This window comes from Celeribacter naphthalenivorans (assembly GCF_020524585.1).
GTDB lineage: Bacteria > Pseudomonadota > Alphaproteobacteria > Rhodobacterales > Rhodobacteraceae > Celeribacter > Celeribacter naphthalenivorans.
Genome location: NZ_JAIVLK010000004.1, coordinates 392,776 through 404,222, shown reverse-complemented (window position 1 = coordinate 404,222; position 11,447 = coordinate 392,776). Strand labels below are relative to the sequence as shown.

General features: G+C 62.8%; 11 protein-coding genes. All 11 read right to left on the bottom strand.

The genetic code is table 11. The features are described 5' to 3' along the window. A partial coding sequence (locus LC094_RS11330) for an FAD-dependent oxidoreductase (protein ID WP_226552899.1) occupies positions 1-926 on the bottom strand: 926 nt, incomplete at its 3' end. Continuing rightward, positions 923-2,392, bottom strand: coding sequence for an NAD-dependent succinate-semialdehyde dehydrogenase (locus LC094_RS11325; RefSeq protein ID WP_226552898.1), 1,470 nt, complete (start codon positions 2,390-2,392; stop codon positions 923-925). The genes LC094_RS11330 and LC094_RS11325, both read right to left, overlap by 4 nt. After that, positions 2,389-3,186, bottom strand: a complete 798-nt coding sequence (locus LC094_RS11320) for a shikimate dehydrogenase family protein (RefSeq protein WP_226552897.1) — start codon at positions 3,184-3,186, stop codon at positions 2,389-2,391. The genes LC094_RS11325 and LC094_RS11320 overlap by 4 nt, the downstream gene beginning before the upstream one ends. Position 3,187: 1 nt before the next feature. Further along, positions 3,188-4,420, bottom strand: coding sequence for a pyruvate dehydrogenase complex dihydrolipoamide acetyltransferase (locus LC094_RS11315; protein ID WP_226552896.1), 1,233 nt, complete (start codon positions 4,418-4,420; stop codon positions 3,188-3,190). 11 nt (positions 4,421-4,431) lie between these two features. Continuing rightward, entirely contained in the window at positions 4,432-6,633 is a 2,202-nt protein-coding gene (locus tag LC094_RS11310; protein ID WP_226552895.1) for an alpha-ketoacid dehydrogenase subunit alpha/beta, read from the bottom strand. Positions 6,634-6,645: 12 nt separating this feature from the next. After that, positions 6,646-7,422, bottom strand: coding sequence for an SDR family NAD(P)-dependent oxidoreductase (locus tag LC094_RS11305; protein WP_226552894.1), 777 nt, complete (start codon positions 7,420-7,422; stop codon positions 6,646-6,648). Between the two features lie 81 nt (positions 7,423-7,503). After that, on the bottom strand, positions 7,504-8,244 hold the full coding sequence (locus LC094_RS11300) for an SDR family NAD(P)-dependent oxidoreductase (RefSeq protein WP_226552893.1): 741 nt from the start codon (positions 8,242-8,244) through the stop codon (positions 7,504-7,506). Next, a complete protein-coding gene (locus LC094_RS11295; protein WP_226552892.1) occupies positions 8,241-8,735 on the bottom strand; it encodes a VOC family protein in 495 nt (164 codons plus the stop codon). The genes LC094_RS11300 and LC094_RS11295 overlap by 4 nt, the downstream gene beginning before the upstream one ends. Before the next feature lie 13 nt (positions 8,736-8,748). Beyond that, complete coding sequence (locus LC094_RS11290; protein WP_226552891.1) at positions 8,749-9,471, bottom strand: ABC transporter ATP-binding protein; 723 nt, start codon at positions 9,469-9,471, stop codon at positions 8,749-8,751. After that, positions 9,471-10,223 (bottom strand): ABC transporter ATP-binding protein, encoded by a 753-nt coding sequence (locus LC094_RS11285; RefSeq protein WP_226552890.1) that lies wholly within the window; start codon positions 10,221-10,223, stop codon positions 9,471-9,473. Before LC094_RS11285 ends, LC094_RS11290 begins: the two co-directional genes overlap by 1 nt. Beyond that, positions 10,220-11,446, bottom strand: coding sequence for a branched-chain amino acid ABC transporter permease (locus LC094_RS11280; RefSeq protein WP_226552889.1), 1,227 nt, complete (start codon positions 11,444-11,446; stop codon positions 10,220-10,222). The genes LC094_RS11285 and LC094_RS11280 overlap by 4 nt, the downstream gene beginning before the upstream one ends. Position 11,447 lies beyond the last annotated feature (1 nt).

Here is an 11,447-nt window from a genome sequence, read left to right as displayed (position 1 = left end):
GCGAACAATCCGTCGACGCCCGTGCGGCAGAATTCGTCCGTCACGACATGCGTCCGGTCGATTTTCACGCCCGCCTCCTCGAGGCCCAGCCCCTCGACATTGCCGACGATACCGACCGCGGAAATCACCGTGTCGAACTCTTCGGTGGTGACTTTTCCGTCCGCTTCGAAATGCGCCGTCACTTTACCTTTGGCACGGTCGAGTTTCTTGACCGTGGTCTTTTGCAGGATCTTCATCCCCTGCTTTTCGAACTGTTTTTTGGCGAAGGCAGAGATGTCTTTGTCTTCGACCGGAAGCACGCGATCCATCACCTCGACGACCGTCGTGTCGGCGCCCAACGTGTTGTAAAAGCTCGCGAATTCAATGCCGATGGCGCCCGACCCAATGACCAGCAACTTCTTCGGCATCCGCGTCGGCACCAGAGCGTGGCGGTAGGTCCAGACCAGATCGCCGTCGGCCTCCAGCCCCGGCAACTCACGCGCCCGCGCGCCCGTGGCGACGATGATGTTTTGGGCGATCAAAGTCTCGGTGCCCTTGTCGGTTTTGACCGCGACCTTGCCTTTGCCCGCGAGCTTGGCCTCGCCCATGATCGCGGTGACTTTGTTCTTTTTAAACAAGCCCTTGATCCCGCCATTCATCTGCGCCGCGACCCCGCGCGAGCGCTTGACGATGGCGTCGAGATCAAAGCCGATGTCGCCCGCAGACAAGCCGAATTCCTTGGCGCGGTGCATCTGGTGATAGACCTCCGCCGAGCGCAGCAACGCCTTGGTCGGAATGCAGCCCCAGTTCAGACAAATCCCGCCCAGGTTTTCGCGCTCGACACAGGCGACCTTAAGCCCCAACTGCGCCGCACGAATGGCGGCAACATAGCCACCAGGGCCAGCGCCGATCACAATGAGGTCGAAATTCTGATCCGTCCCGCTCATGCGATGCCTCCCAAACACACGTATTTCAATTCAAGGAAATCTTCGATGCCGTGGCGCGAACCTTCGCGGCCCAGACCGGACATTTTGACCCCACCAAAAGGCGCCTCAGCGGTGGAGATCAGGCCTGTGTTGACCCCGACCATGCCGTATTCAAGTCCTTCCGAGACCCGGAAAATCCGCGCCACATCTTGAGCGTAGAAATAGGAGGCGAGGCCGAATTCAGTGTCATTGGCGGCTTGGATCGCCTCGGCTTCGTCGGTGAAGCGAAACAGCGGGGCGACGGGGCCAAAGGTCTCTTCACGCGCGACCGCCATGTCCGACGTCACATCGGCCAGAACCGTCGGCTCATAGAAGGTGCCGCCCAGAGCATGGCGTTTGCCACCGGCAAGCACGCGGCCGCCTTTTTCGACCACATCGGTGACATGGCTTTGCACCTTCTCAAGCGCGCTCTCATCAATCAGCGGTCCAAGTTCGACGCCACTCTCCATACCGTTGCCGGTGCGCAGGTTTGAGACCGCTTTGGCGAGTTTCTCGGCGAAGGCGTCATAGACCGCGTCCTGCACATAGATGCGGTTGGCGCAGACGCAGGTCTGGCCATTGTTGCGGAATTTCGCGATCAACGCGCCTTCGACAGCGGCGTCGAGATCGGCGTCGTCAAACACGATAAACGGCGCGTTGCCGCCCAGTTCCAGCCCGAGTTTCTTGATCGTCGGCGCAGATTGCGCATAGAGCATGGCGCCGATTTCGGTCGAGCCGGTGAAGGTCAATTTGCGCACCACCGGGTTCTCGGTCAGCTCAGCACCGATCTGCGCGGCGGAACCGGTGATGACGCTGAAGAGCCCCTTGGGCAGCCCGGCGCGCTCGGCCAGAACTGCCAAGGCGATGGCGGAATAGGGCGTTTGCGACGCGGGTTTCAACACCATACCACAGCCCGCAGCAAAGGCAGGCCCGGCCTTGCGCGTGATCATCGCATTGGGGAAATTCCACGGCGTGATCGCGGCGACGACGCCGATAGGTTGCTTCATCACCAGGATGCGTTTGTCGGGCTGATGGCCGGGAATGGTCTCGCCATAGACGCGACGCGCCTCTTCGGCAAACCATTCGACAAAGCTCGCGCCGTAGGTGATCTCACCTGCCGCCTCTGCCAAAGGTTTGCCCTGTTCCAGCGTCAGGATTTGCGCCAATGCCTCCCGATGCGCGATCATCAGGTCGAACCATGCGCGCAGCACGTTTGAGCGGTCTTTCGCCGTGCGCGCAGCCCAAGCCTTTTGCGCCTCTTCCGCCGCCTTGACCGCCTTGGCGACCTCGGCGCGGCCCAGTTTCGGGACATAGCCGATCAGCGACCCGTCGGCGGGGTTGTGCACGGCAATGCCGGTCTCAGGGACAGCCTCGATCCAGTCTCCGGCAACCAAATTGGCGTCGCGCAAAAGCCCGGTGGCGCGCAGATCTTGCAAACTCAAACTCATTGTTCGTCCTCCTCATGCGTCAGAAACCGCAGCATCTCCGTCAACTGCGCCTCCAACATGTGATGCCCCGGATGGATCATGAGCCCGCGCGCCTCGGCGGCGTGCAAAAGCGGTGTGATCTCCGGCTGCATGATGACCTCGGCGACCAATGTGCCTGGGTCGAGTGTGTCTGGATCGAAGGGCAGCGCATCCTCGGGTTTCAGCCCCAAAGAGGTGCCGTTGATCGCGATGTCATGCCCGGCGGGGTCCGTGGCGGCGGCGAATTTCACATCGGGGAAATGCGCCGACAGTCGCGCGATCAGGGCCTCGGCTTTCTCAACCGAGCGGTTCGCCACGGTCAGCGCCGAGATGCCACGTTCCGCCAGAGCAAAGGCGATGGCACTCGCGGCGCCGCCCGCCCCCGCGAGGAACACACGCTTGCCAAAAAGCGTCACGCCCGCATGTTCCAAACCGCGTGCAAAGCCTTCGCCATCGAGGATATCGCCATAGAGCGACCCGTCCGACCTGCGCCGGATGACATTGACGCTTTGCGCCGCCGCCGCGCGTGCGCTCAGCGCATCGCAGAGTGCAGGCACAGCGGTTTTATGCGGCACGGTGACCACGGCGCCCGCGAAATTGCGCGCGCCTGCGAGACCTTTGAGCATCGGCTCCAAGGCCTCGGGCGGCACTTCGAGCGGGACCAAAACGGCGTCCACGCCCTCGGCCTCGAACCGCGCGTTGAGCGCCTGTGGCGTGCGCACATGGGTGACCGGATCGGCGAGGATCGCCAGCGTTTTGGTGTGGCCCGTGATCATGTTACACCAACAAGCTCATCGGGTTTTCGATGCCCGCTTTGAAGGCCGCCAACCACTGCGCCCCCACGGCGCCATCGACGGTGCGGTGATCGACCGACAGCGTCACGCTCATGACCGGGGCCAGCACGATCTGATCGCCGCGCCCAACGGGGCGTTTTTCGGCGGCCCCGACGGCGAGAATACAGCTCTGCGGCGGGTTGATGATCGCGGAGAAGCTCTTGACCCCATACATGCCGAGGTTCGAGAGCGAGAAGCCACCGCCTTGATATTCGTCGGGCTTGAGACGGCCTTCGCGCGCCTTGGCGGCCAGTGCTTTCATCTCGGAGGACAGCGTGCCGAGGCTCTTTTGATCGGCATTGCGCAGCACCGGCGTGATCAGCCCGCCGTCGGTTGCGACCGCCACGGAAATGTCGATGGATTTGAGCTGCAACACGGCCTCATCGGTCCAGATCGCATTGGCGGCGGGCACTTTGGCCAGCGCGTTGGCGACGGCTTTGACGATGAAATCATTAACAGAAATCCGGTCCGCTTTCTCGCGCCCCTCGTTGATCTGGGCCCGAAGCGCCATGAGCGCTTCGATGTCGCAATCGGCCTCAAGGTAGAAATGCGGCACGGTGGTTTTCGACTCGAGCAGCCGCCGCGCAATGGTGCGACGCATGCCGGTATGGGGGATTTCCTCATACTCACCGATGCCCGCAAGGTTGGGCGCAGCGGCGGCCTCTACAGGAGCCGCCACGGGAGCGACGACCCCGGCCTCGGCGGCACGTTCTACGTCGATCCGCACAATGCGACCGCGCGGGCCGGAGCCGGAAAGCCCCGACAGATCAACGCCTTTCTGTGCCGCGATCCGGCGGGCGAGCGGCGAGGCCGCGATCTTGTCGGAGGATTTCGCCACCGGGGCCGCTTCGGCTTTCGGTGCCTCAACCGGCGCTTCGACCGTCTTCGCAGGCGCTGCCCCACCCGGCGTATAGCCGTCCAGCACAGAGGCGTCTTCGCCGTCGAGCAACAGAACCGCGATCACCGCATTCACATCGGCGCGCTCACCGGCGGGGGTGAGGATTTTGCCCAACACCCCGTCCGTGTCGGCCTCGAATTCCATCGTCGCCTTGTCGGTTTCGACCTCGGCCAATGTGTCCCCGGCCTTCACGGCCTCGCCTTCGGCCTTAAGCCAATTGGCGATCACCGCGTCTTCCATTCCGGCGGAGAGCGAGGGCAGTATGATTTCCTTGGGCATCTTGTCTCTCCTTATTCCGCAGCCTCTGCCGCAAGCGGCAAGCCCTGATCGGCCATGACCTCGCGCAGGCCCGCCTCGATGTCTTGCGGACGGGCGCAAGCCGCCGCTTCAAGCACTTTGGAAATGCTGGGCGAAGCTTCCGCGCCATGCACCCGTTTGATCGGCTGATCGAGCGCGTCGAAACAGCGGCGCTGAATCTCATCGGCGAGCCAGCCGCCATAAGACGTGCCAGAGGCGCCCTGTTCGACGATCAACACATTGCCGGTCTTCTCGATAGAGGCCTCGAGGGTCTCCCAATCGAGCCCGGCGCGATCCAAGCTGCGCAGGTCGATGATTTCGGCATCAATACCCAGACGTTCGACCACCTCGCGGGTCTTTTCGACCATGGCGAGATAGGTCAGCACGGTGACGCGCGCGCCTTCGCGGACGACTTTGGCTTTGCCCAGCGGGATCATGTAATCGAGATCATCGGCGGGCCCTACGCCTTTCGAGGCGTAGAGATCGACGTGTTCGATCACCAGAACCGGGTCCTCACACTGAAGCGCCGCGTTCATCAGCCCGACGTAGTCATAAGGCGTCGAGGGCGCGACGATGCGCCAGCCGGGGGCCGTCGCAAAGATGCCCGCCGGGTCCATCGAGTGCTGCGACCCATAGCCCGTGCCCATCGCCACTTTCGTGCGCAGAACCAAAGGCATGGCATTGTCGCCGCCGAACATGTGACGCGCCTTGCCGATCTGGTTGAACACCTGATCTGCGGCGACCCACATGAAATCCGGGTACATGAATTCGATCACCGGACGCACGCGCCCGTCGGCGGCCATACCTGCGGCAAGACCCGTAAAGGCGTTCTCCGCAATCGGGGTGCCGAGGCAGCGATCCGGGAACTTGTCCGACAGGCCTTTGGTGGCGCCATTGGTGCCGCCTTTCAGACGGTGCACATCCTCGCCCATGACAACGATGCGCTCGTCCGTCTCCATCCGGCGCATCATCACATCGGCCACGGCGTCGATGAATTTCACATTGTCCTTGAGCGTGCCGGAAAACTCTTCCTGCTCTTCGAACCGTGCGCCGTCAAACTCCGACAGATCGCCACGCAGACCGAAATCGCGGAAGCTTTCTTCGGGCCAGAGCGCCGGTTTGATGCGGCGTTTGCCGTCGACCTCTTCGATCAGCTCGCCCGCGATCTCTTCCATCATCTCTTGCGCCTGAGTGCGCAGGTCTTCGACGGCTTGCGCGCCGATGATCTGACGCTCCATCAGGTCGCGCGCCATGGCGTCGAGCGGGTCGCGGCCGCGCCATTCCTGCTCTTCTTCCTTCGTGCGATAGCCGAAGGCAGAGCCCGGCAGCGCGCCGTTTTGGTGGAAATAGCGGTAGACATCGGCCTCGATCACCACCGGACCTTCGCCCGCGCGCATGATCTTATTGGCTTCCTCGGAGGCCAGATACACGGACAGCGTGTCCATGCCGTCGACCTTCAGCGCTGGGATGCCAAAGGCCAGACCGCGCGCCGAAAGCCGCGTCTCGGCAGTGACTTCTTCGACATGGGTCGACACGGCGTAGCGGTTGTTTTCAATGAAGAAACAGATCGGCAATTTCCACGCGGCGGCGATGTTCATGGTCTCAAGCACAGAACCGATATTGACCGCACCATCGCCGAAATAGGTGTAGACGACATCGCCCGTGCCCGCCTGTTTATGCGCCCATGCCGCGCCCGCCGCCATGGGGACACCGCCGCCGACGATGGCATTGGTGCCAAGGTTGCCGCTTTCGGCCCAACGCAGGTGCATCGAGCCGCCGCGACCTTTGCAGAAGCCCTCGGAGAGACCGAGAATTTCCGACAGCGTGCGTTTCGACAGGTGCCGCAGCGTCTCGCCAAAGCTCTTCTCCGGGTCGATCCCCTCAGGCGCGGCATAGGCCAGCGCCTTGGCGAGGAACTGATGGTGCGCGCGGTGCGAGCCGTTCACCTGATCGGAACCGCGCATCGCCATGGCGGAGCCGACAGCACCACCCTCTTGGCCAATCGCGGAGTGTGCAGGCCCGTGCACAAGCCCCTGCCCCGCGAGGTCCAACACCTTCTCTTCGAACGCGCGAATGAGGTGCAATTGGCTCAGCATCGTGCGCCCGACGGTGGGGTCAAGCTCGGTGCGATCCTCTTTGGAGGCTTTGATGTCACGCCAGAAGGCTTTCGGCGTCAGATCGTCATAGATCGGCATGTGGGATGTCCTTTACAAATAGCTGTAGGAGGACCAGCCACCATCGGCGACCAGCGTTTGGCCGGTCACATAGGCGGAGGCGTCCGAAGCGAGAAACAGGGAGGCGGAGGCGATTTCCTCGGGCGTGCCGAGACGTCCGGCGGGCACCCGCGCGTTGAGAGCGTCCATATCCAAACGGCCTTGCGCCGCGAGCGTTTCGGTCAGCGCCGTGCGCACGTAACCGGGCGCGATGGCGTTGACGCGGATGTTGCGGTCGGCCCATTCGATGGCCAGAACTTTGGTCAGAGCCACGACGCCCGCCTTGGCGGCGCAATAGGCGGCACGTTCCGGCGCCGCGACGACGCCATACATCGAGGCGGTGTTGACGATGCTGCCGCCGCCTTGTTCTGCCATGACACGTCCGGCGGCCTGGGCCACGAAAAACGCACCATTGAGATTGATGTCGATGCCCCGACGCCACGTCGCCTCGTCCAATTCAAGTGACGGCGCATTGCCGGAAATGCCTGCGTTGTTCATCACCACATCGAGCCGCCCGCCAAAGGCCACCGCCGCCTCACAGGCCGCTTCCACCGCCGCAGGATCGGTGATCGAGCCCGCAAGGGCGGTGACCTGTCCGGGGTGATCCGCGTTCAGCATCTCCGCCGCCGCCCGCACGCCGTCCTCATCCAGATCGAAAAGGACGGTCTTGGCGCCCGCGCCCACAAAAGCGCGCGCCATGGCAAGGCCGAGGCCCGAAGCAGCGCCTGTCACAAGCGCGGTGCGTCCAGTGAAATCGAACGTGCTGGTCATGATAATTCTCCTCCGGTCCCGGAAACGCCCTCCTCGGGTCGCCGGGTTGAAAACAGTTAAATTTCTGCGCGTTGCGCTGGCTCAGCTCATGTAGAGCCCGCCGTTGACGTGAATGGTTTCGCCGTTCACAAAGCTTGCGGCCTCGCTGCACAGGAAGGCGATGACGGTGGCGATCTCGGACGCCTGCCCGGTCCGCCCCATCGGCGTATGGCGCAGCGTGTCGTCGCCCCGCGTCGCGATCAACTCGCGCGTCATCGGCGTGTCGATCACACCGGGCGCCACGACATTGACCCGCGTTTTCGGCGCCAATTCATTGGCGAGCGCGCGGGTCATGGCGCTAATGGCGCCTTTCGACGCGCCGTAATGGGCGTTGGTCTTGGCGCCACGATGGGCGGCGAGCGAGCTGAGGTTGACGATGGACGATCCGGCTTTCAAATGGTCGACCGAGCGGCGGGTGAGGTAGAAGACGCCATCGAGATTGATGGACAGGGTGCGGCGCCATTGATCGTCGGTCATCTCGGCGAAAGGCTCCGCCATATAGATGCCGGCGGAGGGCACGAGAAAGTCGATGCCGCCGAGTTTGGCCGCGACTGCGACGATCCGGTCGGCGTCATCGGGATTGGCGGCGTCCACGGCGAGCGTTTCAATCGTGCCGCCTTTCGGAGAGGTCAGCGTGGCGGCAAAGTCCGCCAGCGCGGCACCATCGAGATCGGCCAGCACCAGATTGGCGCCTGCCGCATGGAACAGCTCCGCCACGGCGCGACCGATGCCGCCATTGGCCCCCGTGAGAACCAGCGTGCGGTTGGTGAAATCGAACATCATGCCGACACCTCCGCAAGGTCTGCGCGATACTCGGTGATGTCGGCATATTCGACGATCTCGACGATATGACCCTCCGGGTCGCGCAGGAAGGCGAGGAAGGTGCCGGGGCGCACCTCGACCGGCTCATCGCCCGTCATCAAAGTGCCGCCCGCCGCGACAACGCGGGCCACAACGGCGCGCAGATCATCGACGATGAAGGTCAGGTACATCGCTTCGTGGCGGTCCAGAATGTGGTCCGTTGGCTCAGGGCGCTCGGCCGGGGCGATCTCTGGCGCGAGCAATTTGATCCGCTCCCCCCAAGAGGTTTGCAGCCGCACAACACGGTAGCCGCCTCGGCTCAGCGCCGCGACATCCGCCTTTTCGGCGGGGACGGTCACATCGGCGGCAATCGTGAAGCCGAAGGCCTGTTGGTAAAATTCGAGCATCTTGGGCAGATCGCGCACGGTCAGCCCCATTTCCATCGGTGCGGTCATGTTCATCGCAGATGTCATCGCACTATCTCCTTTACACCGCGAGCCATTCGTCGGTGATCTCCGGCTTGGCATTCAATTCATCGGGCGTGCCCTCAAAAACGATCTGGCCATGGCCCATGACACAGACCCGATGCGAGACCTGCATGGCGATGGTGAGTTTCTGCTCGACCAGCACCACGGAAACGCCGTGTTTGTTGATGTCTTGGATCACCTCGCCGACGACGGTCACGATCTTGGGCGCGAGGCCTTCGGTCGGCTCGTCGATCAGCATCACCAGCGGGTTGCCCAGAAGCGAGCGGCACATCGTCAGCATCTGCTGTTCACCGCCCGAGAGGCTCCCGGCGCGGGTGTTGCGGCGTTCCTTGAGGCGCGGGAAATAGGTGAACATCTGCTCGACGTCCCATTTCGGCGCACCCTCCGGCCCGTTTTGGCGGCCCATTTCGAGGTTCTCGTCGACGGTGAGGTTCAAAAAAATCTCGCGCTCTTCCGGGACATAGCCGATGCCCTGGCGACAGATCGCAAAGCTGCGCTGCCCGGCCAGATCGACACCGTCGAGACGCACGTGGCCCTCAGACGGCGGCACCAGCCCCATGATGGATTTCATCGTGGTCGAGCGCCCGGAGCCGTTGCGGCCCAGAAGGCTCACGACCTCGCCGCGGGCCACATCAAAGGTGACGCCGTGCAGAATGTGACTTTTGCCGTAATGGGCGTGCAGCCCCTCGACGGACAGAATGGTGTCGTTCACGTTCTCCATCACGCCGCCTCCTCGCCCAGATAGGCTTCTTTCACGCGGGCATTGCCGCGAATTTCCTCGGGTGTGCCGGTGGCGATGATCTCGCCGTAGACCAGCACGCTGATGCGATGCGCCAGAGAGAAGACGACGCTCATGTCGTGTTCGACGATCAAAAGCGTGCGGCCTTCGGTGATCTCGCGGATCAGGCCGGCGGTGTAATCGGTTTCCTCATGCGACATGCCCGCCATCGGTTCGTCGAGCAAAATCACCTGCGGATCGGAGGCCAGCGTCATGCCGATCTCAAGCGAGCGCTGTTCCGAATAAGACAGCTGGCTGGCGAGTGTTTGCGCGCGCTCAGTCAGGCGGATTTTGGTCAGAAGATCATCGACCTCCTCATTGACCACCCTAAGCCGCGCGGCAGAGCGCCAGAACACGAACTGCAGGTTGTGCTTGCGCATCACCGCGAGACGCAGGTTCTCGAAGACCGTCACACCGGGGAAGATGTTGGTGATCTGGAACGAGCGCGCCAGACCGCGACGGTTGACCTCCGCCGGTTTCAACCCGGCGATGTTCTTGCCGTTCAAAAGGATCTTGCCGTCCGAGGGCGCGAACTGGCCGGAGCAGAGGTGGAACAGCGTCGACTTGCCCGCCCCGTTCGGCCCAATCACCGCATGGCGTTCGCCGGGGATCACATCGAGATTGGCATCCCGGATGATATGGGCCTCGCCAAAGGACTTGTGAACATGTTGCAAAGACAGAATGGGATCGCTCATGCCTGTGCCTCCTTGCGCGCCGCGACGCGGCGGTTGACCATGGTGACCAAAGCGATGCCGATGCCGAAGAGACCGAGGCCAAAGGCCCAGGGCAGAACGGAGAGCGGCGCCCAGTCATAAGAGAAAAGCGCGATGTCGGGCCAGTTGCCGTCGGTGACACCCGCGCGATATTCCGGCGACAAGAAGCGTTGCAGGAACTCGATCAGGAAGACGGCGCCGAAAGCGGCAATCGCGAGGCTCACAAGACGTGCCAGCAAAGTGCTGAGCGTGCGGGCCAAGCCTTCGCCGCTGGGATTACGGATGCGTTCGACCAGCTCGCCCACAAGACCGCGCGGCAGGAACATCATGACGAGCACGAAGATGATGCCTTGGTACAAAAGCCAGACGCGGGTCAGGTCGGAGGTGACATGGCCAAAGAAGGTCATCACAGCCCCGCCGATCGCCGGGCCGAGGAAGACGCGCACACCGCCGATGAAGCTGTTGAGCACCACGGCCGTGGAGATGTGGGATTCGAGCACGACGTAGTTTGCGGCTTCGATGTTCATCGACTGAAGCGCGCCTGCGATGCCCGCGAACATGGCGGAGATGGCGAAGATCAACGTGCCAAGTGCATGGGTGTTGTAGCCCAGAAAGCGCAGACGGTGCGCGTTTTCACGCAGGCCCAGAGCCAGCCGCCCAAGCGGGGTTTTGCTGAAGAGATACAGAAGCCCGATGCACAGAAGCGTCCAAACCAGCGTCAGGAAATAGACGTCATTGAGCGAGCCGAATCCGATACCCCAAGCGGGCATACGGAAAGAGGACACGCCCGCCTCGCCGCCAAAGACGGTTTTGAGGTGTGGTGCCAAAGCGTGCAGCAACTCGGCCAGCGCCAGCGTGATCATGGCGAAGTAGACGCCCGTCCGCTTGGTGGAAAAATAGCCCGCCAGAAGCCCGCTCACGAGGCCCGTCGCGCCACCGACCAGCGGCAGGAGCGGCGTCGGCAAAAGCCCTTCGCCCCCGAAGGCGTTCATCGCATGAACGGCGGCAAAGGCGCCGACGCCAAAATAGGCGGCATGGCCAAAGCTCAGCATCCCGGCCTGCCCACACAACAGGCCAAAGGCCATGGCGAAAAGGGCGGCGATCAGCATCTGAACTGCGGCGTTGAGCATGGAGCCCGAGACCAGCCACGGCAGTGCGATCAGCACGGCAACCGTGACCAAAAGAAGTAGAGGAGCGTATTTCATA

Coding starts and splice junctions, on each gene's coding strand:
- LC094_RS11325 (WP_226552898.1), bottom strand. CDS start 2,392: ATGAGTTTGAGTTTGCAAGATCTGCGCGCCACCGGGCTTTTGCGCGAC.
- LC094_RS11320 (WP_226552897.1), bottom strand. CDS start 3,186: ATGATCACGGGCCACACCAAAACGCTGGCGATCCTCGCCGATCCGGTC.
- LC094_RS11315 (WP_226552896.1), bottom strand. CDS start 4,420: ATGCCCAAGGAAATCATACTGCCCTCGCTCTCCGCCGGAATGGAAGAC.
- LC094_RS11310 (WP_226552895.1), bottom strand. CDS start 6,633: ATGCCGATCTATGACGATCTGACGCCGAAAGCCTTCTGGCGTGACATC.
- LC094_RS11305 (WP_226552894.1), bottom strand. CDS start 7,422: ATGACCAGCACGTTCGATTTCACTGGACGCACCGCGCTTGTGACAGGC.
- LC094_RS11300 (WP_226552893.1), bottom strand. CDS start 8,244: ATGATGTTCGATTTCACCAACCGCACGCTGGTTCTCACGGGGGCCAAT.
- LC094_RS11295 (WP_226552892.1), bottom strand. CDS start 8,735: ATGACATCTGCGATGAACATGACCGCACCGATGGAAATGGGGCTGACC.
- LC094_RS11290 (WP_226552891.1), bottom strand. CDS start 9,471: ATGGAGAACGTGAACGACACCATTCTGTCCGTCGAGGGGCTGCACGCC.
- LC094_RS11285 (WP_226552890.1), bottom strand. CDS start 10,223: ATGAGCGATCCCATTCTGTCTTTGCAACATGTTCACAAGTCCTTTGGC.
- LC094_RS11280 (WP_226552889.1), bottom strand. CDS start 11,446: ATGAAATACGCTCCTCTACTTCTTTTGGTCACGGTTGCCGTGCTGATC.